Source organism: Streptomyces sp. NPDC104202 (genome assembly GCF_055584185.1).
The window spans coordinates 1-16,992 of the sequence record NZ_JBVJMN010000058.1 but is presented as its reverse complement, the minus strand read 5'-3'; the positions used below and the strand labels follow the sequence as shown (position 1 = coordinate 16,992).

The 16,992-nt window shown below is 74.3% G+C and carries 17 protein-coding genes; 11 read left to right on the top strand and 6 right to left on the bottom strand.

Features of this window, described 5'->3' with window-relative positions; genetic code table 11:
- Nucleotides 1-28: 28 nt before the first annotated feature.
- The 5 genes from aroH (at nt 29) to der (ending at nt 4,498) form a co-directional block, all read left to right on the top strand.
- Nucleotides 29-391 (top strand): chorismate mutase, encoded by a 363-nt coding sequence (gene aroH, locus ACZ60W_RS29410; RefSeq protein WP_453799071.1) that lies wholly within the window; start codon nt 29-31, stop codon nt 389-391.
- A complete protein-coding gene (locus ACZ60W_RS29405) occupies nt 388-1,476 on the top strand; it encodes a prephenate dehydrogenase (protein ID WP_469758418.1) in 1,089 nt (362 codons plus the stop codon). The genes aroH and ACZ60W_RS29405 overlap by 4 nt, the downstream gene beginning before the upstream one ends.
- Nucleotides 1,477-1,618: 142 nt before the next feature.
- Nucleotides 1,619-2,338 (top strand): (d)CMP kinase, encoded by a 720-nt coding sequence (cmk, locus tag ACZ60W_RS29400; RefSeq protein WP_469758417.1) that lies wholly within the window; start codon nt 1,619-1,621, stop codon nt 2,336-2,338.
- A 53-nt stretch (nt 2,339-2,391) separates the two neighbouring features.
- Complete coding sequence (locus tag ACZ60W_RS29395; protein WP_469758450.1) at nt 2,392-2,979, top strand: lysophospholipid acyltransferase family protein; 588 nt, start codon at nt 2,392-2,394, stop codon at nt 2,977-2,979.
- A gap of 70 nt (nt 2,980-3,049) precedes the next feature.
- A complete protein-coding gene (der, locus tag ACZ60W_RS29390) occupies nt 3,050-4,498 on the top strand; it encodes a ribosome biogenesis GTPase Der (protein ID WP_469758416.1) in 1,449 nt (482 codons plus the stop codon).
- 73 nt (nt 4,499-4,571) lie between these two features.
- Here der and ACZ60W_RS29385 read toward each other — a convergent pair whose 3' ends face one another.
- Nucleotides 4,572-4,847, bottom strand: coding sequence for a hypothetical protein (locus ACZ60W_RS29385; RefSeq protein WP_469758415.1), 276 nt, complete (start codon nt 4,845-4,847; stop codon nt 4,572-4,574).
- Nucleotides 4,848-5,053: 206 nt separating this feature from the next.
- On the bottom strand, nt 5,054-5,836 hold the full coding sequence (locus ACZ60W_RS29380; RefSeq protein WP_469758414.1) for a hypothetical protein: 783 nt from the start codon (nt 5,834-5,836) through the stop codon (nt 5,054-5,056).
- A 239-nt stretch (nt 5,837-6,075) separates the two neighbouring features.
- Between ACZ60W_RS29380 and ACZ60W_RS29375 the strand changes: the two genes are divergently transcribed.
- Nucleotides 6,076-6,765: a LysM peptidoglycan-binding domain-containing protein gene (locus tag ACZ60W_RS29375; protein ID WP_469758413.1), complete on the top strand. Its 690-nt coding sequence runs from the start codon at nt 6,076-6,078 to the stop codon at nt 6,763-6,765.
- A 26-nt stretch (nt 6,766-6,791) separates the two neighbouring features.
- Here ACZ60W_RS29375 and ACZ60W_RS29370 read toward each other — a convergent pair whose 3' ends face one another.
- From ACZ60W_RS29370 to ACZ60W_RS29360, 3 genes are read right to left on the bottom strand one after another with little or no spacing between them, the layout of a single operon-like run.
- A complete protein-coding gene (locus ACZ60W_RS29370) occupies nt 6,792-7,439 on the bottom strand; it encodes an ABC transporter ATP-binding protein (RefSeq protein WP_469758412.1) in 648 nt (215 codons plus the stop codon).
- Complete coding sequence (locus ACZ60W_RS29365; RefSeq protein WP_469758411.1) at nt 7,436-9,970, bottom strand: ABC transporter permease subunit; 2,535 nt, start codon at nt 9,968-9,970, stop codon at nt 7,436-7,438. Before ACZ60W_RS29365 ends, ACZ60W_RS29370 begins: the two co-directional genes overlap by 4 nt.
- Nucleotides 9,958-10,371 (bottom strand): hypothetical protein, encoded by a 414-nt coding sequence (locus ACZ60W_RS29360; RefSeq protein ID WP_469758410.1) that lies wholly within the window; start codon nt 10,369-10,371, stop codon nt 9,958-9,960. Before ACZ60W_RS29360 ends, ACZ60W_RS29365 begins: the two co-directional genes overlap by 13 nt.
- A 129-nt stretch (nt 10,372-10,500) precedes the next feature.
- On the opposite strand from ACZ60W_RS29360, the gene ACZ60W_RS29355 reads away from it, so the two are divergent.
- From ACZ60W_RS29355 to ACZ60W_RS29340, 4 genes are all read left to right on the top strand, one after another.
- Entirely contained in the window at nt 10,501-11,028 is a 528-nt protein-coding gene (locus ACZ60W_RS29355) for an MTB12 C-terminal domain-containing protein (protein ID WP_469758409.1), read from the top strand.
- Nucleotides 11,006-12,298, top strand: a complete 1,293-nt coding sequence (locus ACZ60W_RS29350) for an ABC transporter substrate-binding protein (protein ID WP_469758408.1) — start codon at nt 11,006-11,008, stop codon at nt 12,296-12,298. Before ACZ60W_RS29355 ends, ACZ60W_RS29350 begins: the two co-directional genes overlap by 23 nt.
- 71 nt (nt 12,299-12,369) lie before the next feature.
- Nucleotides 12,370-13,644, top strand: coding sequence for a glycosyltransferase (locus tag ACZ60W_RS29345; RefSeq protein WP_469758407.1), 1,275 nt, complete (start codon nt 12,370-12,372; stop codon nt 13,642-13,644).
- 67 nt (nt 13,645-13,711) lie between these two features.
- Nucleotides 13,712-14,698 (top strand): helix-turn-helix transcriptional regulator, encoded by a 987-nt coding sequence (locus ACZ60W_RS29340; RefSeq protein WP_469758406.1) that lies wholly within the window; start codon nt 13,712-13,714, stop codon nt 14,696-14,698.
- Here the strand turns inward: ACZ60W_RS29340 and ctaD are convergent.
- A complete protein-coding gene (ctaD, locus tag ACZ60W_RS29335; protein WP_469758405.1) occupies nt 14,628-16,349 on the bottom strand; it encodes an aa3-type cytochrome oxidase subunit I in 1,722 nt (573 codons plus the stop codon). The genes ACZ60W_RS29340 and ctaD overlap by 71 nt on opposite strands.
- Before the next feature lie 307 nt (nt 16,350-16,656).
- Between ctaD and ACZ60W_RS29330 the strand changes: the two genes are divergently transcribed.
- Nucleotides 16,657-16,872, top strand: a complete 216-nt coding sequence (locus ACZ60W_RS29330; protein ID WP_469758404.1) for an I78 family peptidase inhibitor — start codon at nt 16,657-16,659, stop codon at nt 16,870-16,872.
- Nucleotides 16,873-16,992: the final 120 nt, after the last annotated feature.

Genomic DNA, 16,992 nt, shown 5'->3' with positions numbered 1-16,992 from the left:
GCACTTGACGCAGGCGAAGGAGCACGACGTGGCGGTACGAGCGGTCCGAGGAGCCGTCCAGCTCGACGTGGACGAAGCCGGACACATGCGCGAGCGGGTCGAGGAGCTGCTGACCGCCGTCCTCACCCGCAACGGGCTCACCCACGACGACCTCATCAGCATCTGGTTCACGGCCACGCCCGATCTGCACAGCGACTTCCCCGCCGCCGCGGCCCGGCACGTCGGGATCGTCGACGTCCCCCTGATCTGCGCACAGGAGCTCGACATCGAGGGGGCGATGCCGAGGGTCGTCCGGCTCCTCGCCCACGTCGAGACCGAACTGCCCAAGTCCCGGATCGCGCACGTCTACCTCGGCGCCGCGGCCGCCCTGCGCAAGGACATCGCCCAGTGAGAACAGCGCTCGTCATCGGAACCGGACTGATCGGCACCTCCGCCGCGATCGCCCTCGCGGGCCGCGGCGTCACCGTCCACCTCCGCGACCACGACCCGGCGCGCGCCAGCACGGCCGCCGCCCTCGGCGCCGGCACCGACGAGGCCCCCGAAGGCCCCGTCGACCTCGCCATCGTCGCCGTCCCCCCGGCGCACGTCGCCGCCACCCTCGCCGACGCCATGACCGCCGGGCTCGCCCGCGGCTACCTCGACGTGGCGAGCGTCAAGGGCGGACCCCAGCGCGAACTCGAAGGCCGCGGCCTCGACCTCACCGCGTACATCGGCACCCACCCCATGGCCGGCAAGGAGCGGTCCGGCCCGCTCGCCGCCACCCCCGACCTCTTCGAGGGCCGGCCCTGGGTCCTCACCCCCTCCCGCGACACCGACACCGAGGTCCTCAACCTCGCCCTGGAACTGGTCGCGCTCTGCCGCGCCGTCCCCGTCGTCATGGACGCCGACGCCCACGACCGGGCCGTCGCCCTCGTCTCCCACACGCCCCAGCTCGTCTCCTCCATGGTCGCCGCCCGACTCCAGGAGGCCGACGAGTCCGCCGTACGCCTCTGCGGGCAGGGCATCCGCGACGTCACCCGCATCGCCGCCTCGGACCCCCGCATGTGGATCGACATCCTCTCTGCCAACCCCGGCCCCGTCGCCGACGTCCTCTCCGGCGTCGCCGCCGACCTCGACGAGACGGTCCGCGCCCTCCGCTCCCTCCAGTCCTCCGACGAGGACAAGCGCCGCGACGGCGCTGCGGGCGTCGAGGACGTCCTGCGCCGCGGGAACGCCGGGCGCGCCCGCGTCCCCGGCAAGCACGGCGCCGCCCCCACCGTCTACGAGACCGTCGCCGTCCTCATCAGCGACCAGCCCGGCGAGCTGGCCCGCATCTTCGCCGACGCCGGCCGTGCGGGGGTCAACATCGAGGACGTCCGCATCGAGCACGCGACGGGGCAGCAGGCCGGTCTCGTCCAGCTCATGGTCGAGCCGTCCGCGGCGCCGCTCCTCTCCACCGCCCTCCAGGAACGAGGCTGGTCCCTCCGCACCTCCTGACCCCTCCCGCGACGGCATCGGTCCCGCACGGCGGGTGGGCCCGGCCCGGCGCTCGCGGGGCGGGACGGTCGCCCGGCCTCGGGGGAGGACGGGGCGGGGGCGAGGGGGGTCGGGGACTCGGTAACCTTGTGGGGGTGCCCGCATGCCGCAGGGCACCGCCACTCACCCCCAGGAAGGTGTTCCCACCGTGGAATCCGTGATCGTCGCCATCGACGGGCCCTCCGGCACGGGCAAGTCGAGCACTTCGAAGGCGGTCGCCGCCAAGCTGGGGCTGAGCTACCTGGACACCGGTGCGCAGTACCGGGCGATCACGTGGTGGATGATCAGCAACGGCGTGGACGTGCAGGACGCGGAGGCGGTGGCGAACGCCGCCGGGAAGCCGGTGATCGTCTCCGGCACGGACCCGTCGCGGCCGACGATCACGGTCGACGGCGCGGACGCCGCCGTGGCGATCCGCACCGAGGAGGTCACCTCGAAGGTGAGCGCCGTGAGCGCCGTCCCCGAGGTGCGGACGCTCATCACGGAGCTGCAGCGGACCATCGCGCGGAGCGCCGAGCAGGGCATCGTCGTCGAGGGCCGGGACATCGGGACCACGGTGCTGCCGGACGCGGACCTGAAGATCTTCCTCACGGCCTCGCCCGAGGCCCGTGCCGCGCGCCGCTCCGGCGAGCTCAAGGGCGTCGACGTGCAGGCGACGAGGGAGGCCCTGATCAAGCGGGACGCGGCCGACTCCAGCCGCAAGACCTCTCCGCTGGCCAAGGCCGGGGACGCCGTCGAGGTGGACACCTCCGACCTGACCCTCGACCAGGTCATCGAGTGCGTGGTCACCCTGGTGGACGAGAAGAGGGCGGCCGCGAAGTGACCCTGCCCTCCGGCAAGGGCGCCGCCGTCGGCCGCCGTATCGGCATCGGGCTGATGTACGGCTTCTGGAGGCCGCGCGTCCTGGGCGCCTGGCGGGTGCCGGCCTCCGGCCCCGTCATCCTCGCCGTCAACCACGCGCACAACATCGACGGCCCCATGCTGATGGGCACCGCCCCGCGCCCCGTGCACTTCCTGATCAAGAAGGAGGCGTTCGTCGGTCCGCTCGGCAGCTTCCTGGAGGGCATCGGGCAGCTGAAGGTGGACCGCCACAGCACGGACCGCACCGCGATAGGCAACGCCCTGGGCGTCCTGGAGCAGGGCGGCGTCCTCGGGATCTTCCCCGAGGGCACGCGGGGAGAGGGAGACTTCGCCTCGCTGCGCGCGGGCCTCGCCTACTTCGCGGTCCGCAGCGGGGCGCCGATCGTCCCGGTCGCGGTCCTGGGAAGCACCGACCGCCGGGGACGGCTGGTCAAGGCGCTGCCTCCGCTGCGCGGCCGGGTCGACGTCGTCTTCGGTGACGCCTTCGAGGCGGGCGACGGCTCCGGCCGGCGCACGCGCAAGGCGCTGGACGAGGCCACCGTACGGATCCAGGGGCGGCTCACCGCGCACCTGGAAAACGCCAGGCGCCTCACCGGGCGCTGAGCGAGACTTTCAGTAGTGGGCCCCGCCGCCGGGGTACCCACCGACCACGAATGATCAAGGAACGGACTTCATGAACGACCAGCACGACCACGGGGCACTTGGCGACGCCGAGTACGCGGAGTTCATGGAGCTCGCCGCGGAAGAGGGCTTCGACGTCGACGAGGTCGAGGGCGCGATCGAGGAGGCCGGGCACGGCCCGCTCCCCGTCCTCGCCGTCGTCGGCCGCCCGAACGTCGGCAAGTCGACCCTGGTGAACCGCATCATCGGCCGCCGCGAGGCCGTCGTCGAGGACAAGCCGGGCGTCACCCGTGACCGCGTCACGTACGAGGCCGAGTGGGCCGGCCGCCGCTTCAAGGTCGTCGACACCGGCGGCTGGGAGCAGGACGTCCTCGGCATCGACGCCTCCGTCGCCGCCCAGGCCGAGTACGCGATCGAGGCCGCCGACGCGTGCCTCTTCGTCGTGGACGCCACCGTCGGCGCCACCGACACCGACGAGGCCGTCGTCCGGCTGCTCCGCCGCGCCGGCAAGCCGGTCGTGCTGGCCGCGAACAAGGTCGACGGCCAGTCCGGCGAGGCCGACGCCGCGATGCTGTGGTCCCTGGGCCTCGGCGAGCCGTTCCCCGTCTCCTCCCTGCACGGCCGCGGCACCGGCGACCTCCTCGACGAGGTCCTGCGCAAGCTGCCGGAGGCCCCGGAGCAGCGCTTCGGCGCCGCCGTCGGCGGCCCGCGCCGCATCGCCCTCATCGGCCGCCCGAACGTCGGCAAGTCCTCCCTCCTGAACAAGGTGGCCGGCGAGGACCGCGTCGTCGTCAACGAGCTGGCCGGCACCACCCGCGACCCGGTCGACGAGCTGATCGAGCTCGGCGGCGTGACGTGGAAGTTCGTCGACACCGCCGGCATCCGCAAGAAGGTCCACCTCCAGGCGGGCGCGGACTACTACGCCTCGCTGCGGACCGCCGCGGCCATCGAGAAGGCGGAGGTGGCCGTCATCCTCATCGACACCACCGACAACATCTCGGTCCAGGACCAGCGGATCATCACGACGGCGGTCGAGTCGGGCCGCGCGATCGTCATGGCCTACAACAAGTGGGACGAGCTCGACGAGGAGCGCCGCTACTACCTCGAGCGCGAGATCGAGACCGAGATGCAGCAGGTCGCCTGGGCGCCCCGCGTCAACGTCTCCGCCAAGACCGGCCGCCACATGGAGAAGCTGGTCCCGGCGATCGAGACCGCCCTCGCCGGCTGGGAGACCCGCGTCCCCACGGGCCGGCTGAACGCCTTCCTCGGCGAGATCGTCGCCGCCCACCCGCACCCGGTCCGCGGCGGCAAGCAGCCCCGCATCCTCTTCGGCACGCAGGCCGGCACCAAGCCGCCGCGCTTCGTGCTCTTCGCCTCGGGCTTCCTGGAGGCGGGCTACCGCCGCTTCATCGAGCGCCGTCTGCGCGAGGAGTTCGGTTTCGAGGGCACCCCGATCCACATCTCGGTGCGCGTCCGCGAGAAGCGCAGCCGCAAGAAGTAGCTCCCGCGCGCGGGAACGGCCGAGGGCCGGGGCTTCGTCGCCCCGGCCCTCGGCCGTTCCCCCGTCCCGGCCCCTACAGCCCCCTGCGGGGGCCGGGTGGCAGCGCCGCCTGCGCCGGCGGATAGGGCTGCGGAAGCTGCGCCGACCAGGCCGTCGGATGCGCCGCGTGCCGGTGCCCCTGCCCGTGTCCGTATCCGCCCGCGGCCGTGCCGAAGGCCCGGAAGGTCAGCTCCTCCTCGCCGCTGCGGTCACCCGGCAGCGTGCGGAACGACCTGCGGAACTCCGAGTACAGGGCGTCGTAGATCGGCGTGGGCGAACCGCCCGCCGTCACGTCCTGCGCGGGGCGCATGGCCGGGATCTGACTCGGATACGGCTGGAGGAAGGGGTCGTATGCGTGCACGTACGTGCCAACGACCCTGCCGCCCGTCGGATGCGGGCGGCTCTCCGAAAGAGGAGCCCGCCGGGGGCGGGGTACGGTCGGGCCGCCGGCGGACGCCGGGTCCTTCGGCTTTCCCGGGACCCGCGCCCGCCCTATGGCCGGCCGGCCGTCCTCCATCAGGTGCCGGCCAGCGGCATCGCGGCGGCGACCAGCCGGCCGTTCGCCGCGGCCTTCTCCAGGGCGTCCCGGAGCAGGTCCTCGCGCGGCTGCTGGCCGATCGAGCCGACCGGGGCGGCGAAGACCAGCACCATGTGCGACTTGTTGGCCGCCGCGCGCCAGCCGTCGGTGACCTGGAGCGGCTGGTGCGCCTGCCACCAGGCGGCCTGTCCGGCGCCGCCGGGGCCCGGCTGGAGCACGGAGTGCAGCTGGCCCATCGCGACCAGGACGGACCAGCCCGGCAGCACCGCGGGCCGCTCGTCGAGGCTCATCACCTGCTGGAAGCCCTGGTCGGCCAGGAGCGGCAGGAACTCGTCGACGAGGCCGTCCGATCCCGGACGGGCGACCGGCGCGGTCGGTTCCACGACCAGCGCCGGGTGCAGCTCGCCCTCGATCAGGACGAGACCGCTGGTGACGCCGAGCACGGCCTGCTCGGGGTGGGCGGCGCTGAGCGCGTCGGCGGTGTCCGAGGCCGTGATGGAGGCGACGGCGCCCTGGAGCTGCTCCTCGGCGACCCGGACGACCTGCGACGGGATGCAGCTGGCGTGGGCGAAGGCGAGGACCGCGGTCTCGTCGCCGACGAACAGGACCGTGCTGGTGCGCTCCTGGTCGGAGTCGCCCGGCGTGCGGCAGGAGGTGCAGTCGTAGCTGCCCGGGGCGTTGTCGCCGGCGACCAGCCGGTCCGCTTCTTCGTCGCCGATCTCGGCGCGTACGTCCTCGCTGACGTCGAGCATGCGCGGCACGGGGGGCTCCCTGGGACTCGGTACGGGGGGACGCCGGCCCGTTGCCGGGCGTCTCATGACGAGTTCAACGGGTCAGGCTCGGCCGGGGTCACGCGTGGAAGCGGGGCAACTTGCCAGAGGCGCGTGCGGCGGTCCGGCCGGCGGGGCGCGCCGGGGCCGGTGACTCCGACCGGGTGGGGTGTGCACGGTGTTCCGCGCGGCACGGTTCGGCGGCGTCCGCCCCTGCCTAGCCTGCGTCGATGTCGAAGATCCGATTTTGGACTGCCGGTTCCCTCGTGGCGGCGTCCGCGGCCGCGCTCCTGACCCTGGCCCCGGCGCCCGCCCGGGCAGGGGACGCGTCCGACGCGGTCGGGAGCCGGTCCGACGCGGTCGTCAGGGACGTGCCCGACGCGGCACGGGACGGACAGGCCGCGGTCCGGGACGTGCCCGACGCGGTCTCCGAGGCCACCGCCGCGCTCCGGGAGGTCTCGGAGGCGCTCCGCGGGGCGGCCTCCGTGCCCGCCTACGCCTGCGCCGCCGACCAGTGGCCGTGGGGGTGCGTCGCCGCGTGCGAGTCCAGCGGGCGCTGGAACACCAACACCGGCAACGGCTTCTACGGCGGGCTGCAGTTCTGGCAGCCGACCTGGGTCGAGCACGGCGGCCTGCGGTTCGCGCCGCGGGCCGACCTGGCGACCCGGCAGCAGCAGATCACCGTCGCGGAGGAGGTGCTGCGCACCCAGGGCTGGGGCGCGTGGCCCGTCTGCTCCAAGCGCTACGGCCTGAGCGGGCGGGTCCACACCGTCCAGCCCGGGGACACGCTCGGCTCGATCGCCCGGCGGTTCGCGGTCAAGGGCGGCTGGCAGGCGCTGTACCAGGCGAACCGGGACGTCATCGGGGCCGACCCGAACCGGATCGTCGTCGGCACCATGCTGCGGATCGCCCCGCTCTGACCCCGCGGGCGCTCCGCCGGAGCCCCTCAGGTGAACTCGGCCGGCTCCCCGCTCGCCGCGCGGGAGCCGCGCCGCAGCTCGTGCACGAGCGTGCCGGGCGGCAGCGCGTCCGGTACCCGCTGCTCGGCCAGGACCACGGCCGCCCCGTCCCGTACGGCGAGCTCCCCGAGCAGCCGGTAGGTCCGGGCCGCGACCGGCGGCGCCAGGCCGAGCGACGGCTCGTCGACCAGCACCACGCGCGCGCGTGCCCGCAGGGCGCGGGTCAGCGCCAGCATCCGGCGCTCCCCGCCCGAGAGGGTGCCGGCGGTCCGGGGCAGCAGGGGCCGGAGCTCGGGGTACGGGTCCGGGCCGGCGGGGCCGGGGGCGAGGAGCGCGAGGTTCTCGGCGACGGTGAGTCCCTCGTACACCGCCCGCAGGTCCGGTACGAGGCAGAGCCCGCGGCGGGCCCGCTCGTACGCCGGGAGCCGGGTCACGTCGGCGCCCCGCCACAGCACCCGGCCGGAGGAGAGCCGGACCGTGCCGGCGAGGGCGCGCAGGGCCGTCGTCCGGCCCGCGCCGTTGCGCCCCAGGAGCACCGTGACCGTCCCGGTGGGGACGGGCAGGTCGAGGCCGTGCAGGGCCTCCAGGGGGCCGTAGCGGACGCGGGCGGCGCACAGCGCCATCTCGACGCTCATGACAGGAGCCGGCCCCCTTCCATGGTGTGCACGGTGTGGGCGATCCCGGCGACGAGGTCCGGGTCGTGCTCGACGACCAGGACCGTCAGGCCGTCCGCGGCGAGCGCGGCGAGGATCCGGGCGAGCGCGGCCGTCTCGTCGGCGTCCAGTCCGGCGGCGGGTTCGTCGAGGAGGAGGATGTGCGGCCGGCCCGCGAGCGCGCGGGCCATCTCCACCCGGCGCAGGGCCCCGGTGGGCAGCTCCCCCGCGGGCCGCTGCCGCACGGCTCCGGCCAGTCCCAGCAGCCGCAGCGCGCCCTCGACGGCGGCCGCGTCCGGTCCGCCGTGGCCCTGTTCCCCGCCGAGGCGCACGTTCTCCTCGACGGTGAGCGACGGGAAGACGGCGAGCCGCTGGAAGGTGCGGGCGATGCCCAGCCGGGTCCGGGCGTGGGCCGGCCGCCCCGTGATGTCCGTGCCGTCGAGCGTGACCGTGCCCTGGCCGCGCCGGGGGCGCAGGGTCCCGGCGAGACAGTCGAAGAGCGTGCTCTTGCCGGCGCCGTTGGGGCCGACGAGCGCGGTGACGCGGGCCGGGGCGAGACCGAGCGTGACGTGGCGCAGGGCGGTGGTCCCGCCGGGGTAGGTGAGGGTGAGGTCGTGCGCGCACAGACGGGGCGCGGCCGGGGCCGCGGGGGGCTCGGCCGGCGCCGTGGGGGCGCGCGGGCGGGTCCGGCCCGGCACCCGGCGTGCGGACGCCGCCGGGGCCCACGGCGTCCGGGGCGGGGGGCGCCGGGGGCCCGCCCGGGGCAGCAGGGTGGTGAGCGGCGGCAGCCGGCCGGTGAACGCGGTGAGGACGCCGACGAGGGCCGCCGCGGCCCCGGCGTGGGGTCCGGCGTCGAGGGTGACGAGGAGGGCGGCGGCGACCAGCGGGGTGAGGAGGCTGTCGGCGCCGAGCGCGAGGACGGCGGCGAACCAGAGGAGGCCGCGGACGGGGTCGTACGCCTCCGGGTCGAAGGCGCGCAGGCCCAGGCCGAGGAGGCCGCCGCCGAGGGCGGCGAGGGCGGCGCCCAGGACGAAGGAGAGGAGCTTGAGGCCGCCGACGGGGACGCCCGCGGCCTCGGCGCCCGGTTCGTGGTCGCGCAGCGCGGCGAGGGCGCGGCCCGTGCGGCCCCTGCGCAGGGCGGCGACCAGGGTCAGGCAGCCGGCCAGGACGACCAGTTCCAGGGCGTAGAAGGCGCGGTCGTCGGAGAGGCCGGCCGGGCGGTCGAGGGACAGGCCGGCGGTGGCGTAGGGCTGGGTGAGCACGAAGCGGCTGACGGCCACCCCGACCGCGAGGGTCGCGAGCGCCAGGGCGAGGCCGTGGCGCCGGATCGCCGGTCCGCCCGTCAGCAGGCCCGCCACGGCCACCAGGGGCACCGCGAGCGCCAAGGCGGCCAGGGCCGGTACGCCGGCCGTCGCGAGCAGGGCGGTGAAGAGGGCGCCGAGGCCCGCGTACGCGGCCTGGCCGAGGGCGATCTGGCCGCCCCGGCCCGCCACCACGACGAGGGACAGCAGGATCACCGCCAGCGCGGGCACCTGGACCGCCGTGTGCAGGTCGGAGCCCGCGAAGCCGAGGGGGAGGAGCAGCAGGACGCCCACCACGACCCGGAGACCGGCCGGCACCCGCGGGGCCGGGGCGGGCGGTGGCAGCGCGTCCCGGCCCCTGCCGCCGACGCCGGGCAGGACGAGGGCCGCCACCAGGAGCGCCACCACGAACAGGTTCGCCCCGACGGCCTGCACCAGCGGTTCCGCCCACCCCTCGGGGTGGAGCCGGGTGAGCTGGGCCTGGGCGACCCCGAGGGCGAGGGCCGCCGCCACCGCGACCGGCAGCGAGCGCATCCGGGCGATCACGGCTACCGCGATCACCTCCAGGACGAGCAGCGGCATCCCGTACGGGTCCAGGCGCACGTAGGGGGCGAGCAGCACGCCGGTGAGCCCGGCCGTGAACGAGCCGAAGGCCCATCCGGCCGCCGCGACCCGGTCCGCGTCGATCCCCGAGGTCACGGCGAGCGGGCGGTTGTCCACCACCGCCCGCAGCTCGCGGCCGAACCGGGTCCACCGGGTCACCGCCCCCACCAGGCAGGCGAGGGCCACCACCGCCCCGAGCTGGGCCCACGGGTCGTCGCCGAGGAGGACCGGCGCGTCGTCCCGCGCCCCCGGGCCCCACAGCAGCACCGCTGCCCCGACGAGCAGGACGAAGACGCCGATGGAGGCCACCAGGGTCCGCGCCGGGTTCTGCCCGAGGAGCGCGAGGGGCCGGAAGATCCCGCGCTCCAGGACGAGCCCGAGGCACGGGGCGACCACCAGGAGCGTGGCGAGGGCGCCGAGCGGCAGCGGCCAGCCCCACTCGACGACCAGCTGCCGCAGGACGTAGGCGCAGATCATGGCCACGGCGCCGTGGGCGAGGTTCAGGACCCCGGTCGCGCGGTGGGTGACGATCAGGCCGATGCCGGTGAGCGCGGCGGCGCTGCCGACCGCGAGGCCGGCGAGCGTCAGCTCGTACGTCAGGGAGGCCACGGCTCGCACACCGGACAGGGGTCGAGGCCGGCGGCGCCCGCCTCGGTCGCCTCCGGCTTGCCCGCGACCAGGGGGCAGTCCGGGCGGTGGGCGAGCGTGCCGCCGGGGACGCGCAGCGGCGGCCCGTCGTCGGCGGGCGGGAGAGGCTCCGCCCGTTCGGGTTCCGGCGGCCCGGGGGGCGCGGCACCGGGCGTGCGTACGGAGAGCAGCGCCGCCGTTCCGGTGAGCACGGCGCCGGCCACGACCAGGGCCGCGCCCGGGACCGTGCAGGAGGCCAGATAGGGCAGCTGGCGCTCGGCGAACCGCTCTCCGGAGATCCCGTACCAGCCGAGGACGCACAGCACCGCGCCGGCGGCGGCGGCCGCGAGACCGCTCCAGAGCAGGGTCCGGGATGTCGGCACGGGACCTCCTCGCCGTCGATGCCACGCCCGAAACGTCGGCTTCCTCCTTTCCTTGCACTATGCCCCGATCCGTCCCACCCTGGAAACATCAGCCCGTTCACGCGGGCATGACACGCGGTGGTGAGGCGGATGGTTGTCGAACGACCCGGCGGACGCTCCCGCCTCGTGGCCCTCGGGGCCGTCGCCGTCCTCGCCCTGGCACCCGCTCTCGCGGGCTGCTCGGACGACGGCGACTCCTCCGGCGGCACCTCGACGAGCCCGTCGCCCGGGGTCACCGAGCAGTCGCCCGGCTCCACGGGGCCCGCCGATCCGGTCGCCGCCAAGGCGGAGATCACCAGGAACTGGACGGCGTTCTTCGCGCCCGCGACCCCGACCGCCGAGAAGGTGGGGCTCCTGGAGAACGGCGAGCAGCTGCGGCCGGTGCTGGCCGCCTTCGCCGCCGACAAGAACGCCGCCATGACCTCGGCGAAGGTCACCGGCGTCGACTTCACCTCGGCCACCGAGGCGAACGTCACCTACGACCTGATGGTCGGCGGATCCCCGGCCCTGACCGGCTCCCAGGGCACGTCGATCCTCCAGAACGACACCTGGAAGGTGTCCGTGAAGACCCTGTGCGGCCTCGTCGAGCTGAGCGGTGTCACCGTTCCGGGCTGCTGAGGCGGCCGCGGCGCTGTTCCTGGCCGTGCTGCTCGCCCTGCTCGCCGGGTGCGGCAGCCGGCTCCCGGAACGCGCCTTCCAGACGCGGCCCACCGCCACCCCCTCCGGCGGTGAGCCGCTCAGGATCGGGATCATCACGAGCGCCACCAGCCCGGTCGGCGGCCAGGCGTTCACCGGACCGCGCGACGGGGCCCGCGCCTACTTCGACGCGCTCAACCGCGGCGGCGGGCTCGACGGACGCCACGTCGAGGTCGAGACCTGCGACGACGGCGGCAGCGGCGTCGGCAACAACGCGTGCGTGCACCGGCTGGTCGACGAGCGCAAGGTCTTCGCGCTCGTCGCCACCACCGCCCTGGACTACGCGGGCGCGCCGCTCGTCTCCCGGGCCGGTGTCCCCGACATCGGCGGGCAGCCCCTGACCCCGGCCTACGACACCTATCCCCACCTCTACGGCATCTACGGCAGCTCCGCCCCGCGCACCGGCACGCCCGGCTGGAACGGGACGCTCTACGGCGGCACCGAGGTCTACCGCTGGTTCGAGAAGGAGCTGGGTGCCAGGACCGCGGCCGTCGTCTCCTACAACCAGGCCGCCTCCGCCGCGTACGCCCGGCTGGTCGCGGACGGGCTGCGGGCCGAGGGCTACCGGGTCGTCGACGAGCAGGTGGACTTCGCGCTGCCCAACTTCCGCGCGGTCGCCGCCGATCTGCGCGACCGCAAGGTCGACCTCCTCTTCGACGCGATGGACACCCACGGCAACGTGCGGCTCTGCGAGGCGATGGAGTCCCTCGGCGTGCGGGTCGCAGCCAAGGTCACCAACGTGCAGAACTGGTCCTCGTCCGTCGCCCGCGACTACGCCCGCGCCTCCGGCTGTCTGAACTCCCTCTGGGTGACGGGCGCCAGCCGCAACCACCAGGACACCGGCGACCCCGCCGTCCGCGCGTTCCGCGCGGCCATGGGGCAGCGGCCGCTCACCCAGTGGCAGTTGGAGGGGTGGGCGGCGGCCATGTGGTTCACCGACGCGGCCCGCTCCTGCCTCGCCGCCGGCGAGCGCCTCACGCGCGCGTGCGTCGAGGACTTCGTCAACCGTCCGCAGCCGTACACTGCGCGCGGGCTGCTGCTCCCGGTCCGCTTCGAGCACCTGGCGACCCCTCCGGCGACCCGGAACACCTGTCTCTCCGTGGCCCGTTGGGAGAACGGCCGGGGCTGGGTGACCCAGGGCGAGATGACCGAGAACTGCGCCGTCGTCCCCCAGCTCGGCTACCGCCCGTGAGCGCCGTCCGGCCCCGGCAGTACAGTCGATCGACCGATCACATGTCCGAACCGGGGGGAACCGGCAGCGCGATGCGCATCTCCTTTCTGCTTCACAACGGCTATCACTACGGCGGGACGATCCGGACCACGTTCACCCTCGCCGAGAACCTGGCGGAACGCCACGAGGTCGAGATCGTCTCGGTCTTCCGCCACCGCGACCGGCCGATCCTGGACCTCCCCGCGGGGGTGACCCTGCGTCACCTCGTCGACCTGCGCGCGGACAGCCCGGGATATGACGGCGACCACCCCGACTTCCACCGCCCGGCGCAGGTCTTCCCGCGCGGCGACGGACGCTGGAAGCAGTACAGCGCCCTGACCGACGCGCGGATCGGGGAGCACCTGCGCGGCGTCGAGGCCGACGTCCTCGTCGCCACCCGTCCCGGGCTCAACGTGCACCTCGCCCGGCAGGCCCGGCGCGGGCCGGTGCTCGTCGGCCAGGAACACCTGATACTCGACGGGCACAGCTACCGGCTGCGCCGCGACATCGCCCACGAGTACGCGCTCCTCGACGCCGTCACGACCGTGACCGAGGCCGACGCCCGCGCCTACCGGAGGCTGGACCTGCCCGGCGTACGCGTCGAGTCCGTGCCCAACAGCGTGCCCGCCTCCCCGCTGCCGCCCGCCGACCCCGCCGCGCGGACCGTCGTCGCGGCCGGCCGGCTGACCCGGGTGAAGCGGTACGACGTCCTCATCGACGCCTTCGCCCAGGTCGCCGCCGACCACCCGGACTGGAAGCTGCGGATCTACGGCTCCGGCGACGCCGTCCAGGACCTCCGGCGCCCGCTGGCCCGGCGGATCGAGGAGCGGGGACTCGGGGGACAGGCCTTCCTCATGGGGTCGGTGACCCCGATGGAACCGGAGTGGGCCAAGGGCTCGATCGCCGCGGTCACCTCCCAGCGCGAGTCCTTCGGCATGACGATCGTGGAGGCGATGCGCTGCGGGCTGCCCGTGGTCTCCACCGACTGCCCGAACGGCCCGCGCGAGATCATCGAGGACGGCGTCGACGGACGCCTCGTCCCCGTGGACGACGTCGCCGCGTTCGCCCGCGCCCTGCGGGGCCTCGTCGAGGACGAGGAGCTGCGGGCCACGACGGCGCGGGCGGCGCTGGCGGCCTCCGAGCGCTTCGACCCCGGCCGGATCGCGGCCCGGCACGAAGCCCTCTGGGCCGAACTCGTCGACCGGGGCGCGTCCCGGCGCACCCATCCCGCGGCCCGGGCCCGGCTCCACCGGACGGTGGGCCGGGTCGTCGACGCGGTCTACGCCGAGAAGGCGAGGGCCGGCCGGCTCGTCCGCCGCTTCCGCTGACGGGCCGCCAGGGGGAGGCGGGCGGTCCACGAGCCGGCCGGGTGGGGCTGCTGGCAGACTCGGCGCCATGTTGGAGACCTCCGCGCGGCTGCTGCGCCTGCTCTCGCTGCTCCAGGCCCACCGCGAGTGGTCCGGCCCCGACCTCGCCGAACGGCTCGGGGTGACCTCGCGCACCGTGCGGCGCGACGTCGAGCGGCTGCGGGAGCTCGGCTACCCCGTGCACGCCAGCCCCGGCACCGGCGGCGGGTACCAGCTCGGGGCCGGCGCCGAGCTGCCGCCGCTGCTCCTCGACGACGAGGAGGCCGTGGCCGTCGCCGTCGGCCTGCGGGCCGCCGCCGGCCAGGGCGTCGAGGGCATCGGCGAGAGCTCCGTGCGCGCCCTGGCCAAGCTGGAGCAGGTCCTGCCGGGCCGGCTGCGGCGGCGGATCTCGGCGCTCAACGCCTTCACCGTGCCGATGCTGCGCACCCCGAAGGAGCGGGTCGACCCGGCGGTCCTGACCGAGCTCGCCAACGCCTGCCGGGACGGCGAGCGGCTCCGCTTCGCCTACCGCGACCACGGCGGCGCCGCCACCCGCAGGACCGTCGAACCGCACCGCCTGGTGTGCAGCGAGCGGCGCTGGTACCTGGTCGCCTGGGACCTGGACCGGGAGGACTGGCGGACGTTCCGGGCCGACCGCGTCGAGCCGGCCCCGCCCCACGGCCCCCGCTTCCCGCCCCGCGAGCCCCCGGCCGAGGACCTCGCCGCCTACGTCTCCCGGGGCGTGTCCGGCGCGGCGTACGCGGCCGGGGCGACGGTCCGGCTGCTCGTCCCGCTCGCCGAGGCCGCCGCGGTGGTCGGGCCGATGGACGGCACCCTGGAGGCGGACGGCGAGGACGCCTGTCTGCTGCGGACGGGGGCGCACAGCCTCGACGTGATGGTGATCCACGTGTCCCTGATGGGCTTCCCGTTCGAGGTGGTCGAGCCGGCCGCGCTGACGGACCGGATCAGGGCTCTGCGGGACCGCTTGTCCCACGCCCTCGACGGGACGGGAGGCGGGTCGGCGGGGGGCTCGTGACGCGCATGCGGGCGTACGCCTCGAACTCCGGGTGGTGCAGGTCGAAGGCGGGTGCCTCGGACCGGATCCGCGGCACGGCGTCGAAGTTGTGCCGGGGCGGCGGGCAGGAGGTCGCCCACTCCAGCGAGCGTCCGAACCCCCACGGGTCGTCGACGTCGACCTTCGCCCCGTAGCGCCAGGTCCGCCACACGTTGTAGAGGAACGGCAGGGTGGAGGCGCCGAGCAGGAACGCGCCGATCGTCGACAGGGTGTTGAGGGTGGTGAAGCCGTCCGCGGCCAGGTAGTCGGCGTACCGCCGGGGCATGCCCTCCGCGCCCAGCCAGTGCTGGACCAGGAACGTCAGGTGGAAGCCGACGAAGAGGGTCCAGAAGTGGATCTTCCCCAGCCGCTCGTCGAGCATCCGGCCGGTGAACTTCGGCCACCAGAAGGAGAAGCCGGCGAAGGTCGCGAAGACCACGGTCCCGAAGACCGTGTAGTGGAAGTGGGCCACCACGAAGTACGAGTCGGTGACGGCGAGGTCCATCGGCGGCGAGGCCAGGATCACCCCGGTCAGTCCGCCGAAGAGGAAGGACACCAGGAAGCCGACGGACCACAGCATGGGGGTCTCGAAGGAGAGCGAGCCCCGCAGCATCGTCCCGGTCCAGTTGAAGAACTTCACCCCGGTCGGCACCGCGATGAGGAACGACAGCAGCGAGAAGAAGGGCAGCAGCACCGCTCCGGTCGCGAACATGTGGTGCGCCCACACCACCACCGAGAGTCCGGTGATCGCCATGGTGGCCGCGATCAGCGTCGCGTAGCCGAAGATCGGCTTGCGGGCGAAGACCGGGATGATCTCGCTGATGATCCCGAAGAACGGCAGCGCGATGATGTAGACCTCGGGGTGGCCGAAGAACCAGAAGAGGTGCTGCCACAGCAGGGCCCCGCCGTTCTCCGGCTGGAAGACCACCGAGCCCAGCCGCCGGTCCGACTCCAGGACGAGCAGCGCCGCCGCGAGGACCGGGAAGGCGACGATCACCAGGACCGCGGTGAAGAGGACGTTCCAGGTGAAGATCGGCATCCGGAACATGGTCATGCCCGGCGCGCGCATCCCCACGATGGTGGCGAGGAAGTTGACCGAGGTCAGGATGGTGCCGAAGCCGGAGAGCGCGAGGCCCATGATCCACAGGTCGGCGCCGACGCCGGGGGACCGCTCCAGGCCGTTCAGCGGCGCGTAGGCGGTCCAGCCGAAGGCGGCCGGGCCGGACGGGGTGAGCAGTGAGCCGACCACCATCAGGCCGCCGAAGAGGAACAGCCAGTACGAGAACATGTTCAGCCGGGGGAAGGCGACGTCGGGCGCGCCGATCTGGAGCGGCACCAGCTCGTTGGCGAAGCCGGCGAAGGTGGGGGTGGCGAAGAGCAGCAGCATGATCGTGCCGTGCAGGGTGAACGCCTGGTTGAACTCCTGGTTCGTCACGAGCTGGAGTCCGGGGCGGGCGAGCTCGGCGCGCATCAGCATCGCGAGGAGTCCGGCCAGGAGGAAGAAGAGGAACGAGGTGGCCAGGTAGAGGTGGCCGATCTTCTTGTGGTCGGTGGTGGTGAGCCAGTCGATCAGGACGCGGCCGTGCCGTTGCCGAGGCGATTCGACGGTCGCGGTCGCTGTCTCGGTCCCCATCACTGCCTCCGCCTCGCGCCTCCCGGCTCCGCGTCTCCGGGCGTTCGGCCAGCGTAAGCATTCTGTAAGGGAACCGTGGGCGGCTCGCGTGCGCGTCGCCGGCGCAATTCCGGGTCTCGACGTGGAATCGGGAATGAGGGGAGGCCCGGACCACGGCTTTCGGAGGGTGCGCGAAAAATTCAGGAGGCCGTTCGGAATTACCGGGGAATCGGCCGGAAACGGTCCCTCCGAGTGACGGTCGGCGTGTCAAACATATGTCGAGAACTTGTGACACAAGCGTGACCGCCGAGGGACTAACGTGAGGTTCATGTCACCCACGTCACGCACTCCCGAACCGCCCCGCGACGCTCCCGAGTCCTATGTGGGCCTCGACGCCGATGGCGCCGAGCAGCTCGCCAGGGCGCGTGGCTGGAGCGTCGTCAGGTCCCTGCCGCCCGGCTCGATCATCACCATGGAGTACCTCTCCGGGCGCATCAACTTCGAGGTCGAGGACGGCTCCGTCACCCGCTGCTGGCTCGGCTGACGCGGGGGGGGGGGGGGGGGGGGGGGGGGGGGGGGGAGAGAAGAGGGAGGGGGGGGGGGGGGGGGGGGGGGGGGGGGGGTGTTTTTTTTGGTTTTTTTGTGGTTTTTGCCTTCCAAAAAG

What these genes read in the sequence shown, in the direction of transcription:
- cmk (WP_469758417.1), top strand. Translation starts at nt 1,619, where the DNA reads ATGCCGCAGGGCACCGCCACTCACCCCCAGGAAGGTGTTCCCACCGTG.
- ACZ60W_RS29395 (WP_469758450.1), top strand. Translation starts at nt 2,392, where the DNA reads ATGTACGGCTTCTGGAGGCCGCGCGTCCTGGGCGCCTGGCGGGTGCCG.
- der (WP_469758416.1), top strand. Translation starts at nt 3,050, where the DNA reads ATGAACGACCAGCACGACCACGGGGCACTTGGCGACGCCGAGTACGCG.
- ACZ60W_RS29385 (WP_469758415.1), bottom strand. Translation starts at nt 4,847, where the DNA reads ATGCGCCCCGCGCAGGACGTGACGGCGGGCGGTTCGCCCACGCCGATC.
- ACZ60W_RS29375 (WP_469758413.1), top strand. Translation starts at nt 6,076, where the DNA reads ATGTCGAAGATCCGATTTTGGACTGCCGGTTCCCTCGTGGCGGCGTCC.
- ACZ60W_RS29370 (WP_469758412.1), bottom strand. Translation starts at nt 7,439, where the DNA reads ATGAGCGTCGAGATGGCGCTGTGCGCCGCCCGCGTCCGCTACGGCCCC.
- ACZ60W_RS29355 (WP_469758409.1), top strand. Translation starts at nt 10,501, where the DNA reads ATGGTTGTCGAACGACCCGGCGGACGCTCCCGCCTCGTGGCCCTCGGG.
- ACZ60W_RS29345 (WP_469758407.1), top strand. Translation starts at nt 12,370, where the DNA reads ATGCGCATCTCCTTTCTGCTTCACAACGGCTATCACTACGGCGGGACG.
- ACZ60W_RS29340 (WP_469758406.1), top strand. Translation starts at nt 13,712, where the DNA reads ATGTTGGAGACCTCCGCGCGGCTGCTGCGCCTGCTCTCGCTGCTCCAG.
- ctaD (WP_469758405.1), bottom strand. Translation starts at nt 16,349, where the DNA reads ATGGGGACCGAGACAGCGACCGCGACCGTCGAATCGCCTCGGCAACGG.
- ACZ60W_RS29330 (WP_469758404.1), top strand. Translation starts at nt 16,657, where the DNA reads ATGTCACCCACGTCACGCACTCCCGAACCGCCCCGCGACGCTCCCGAG.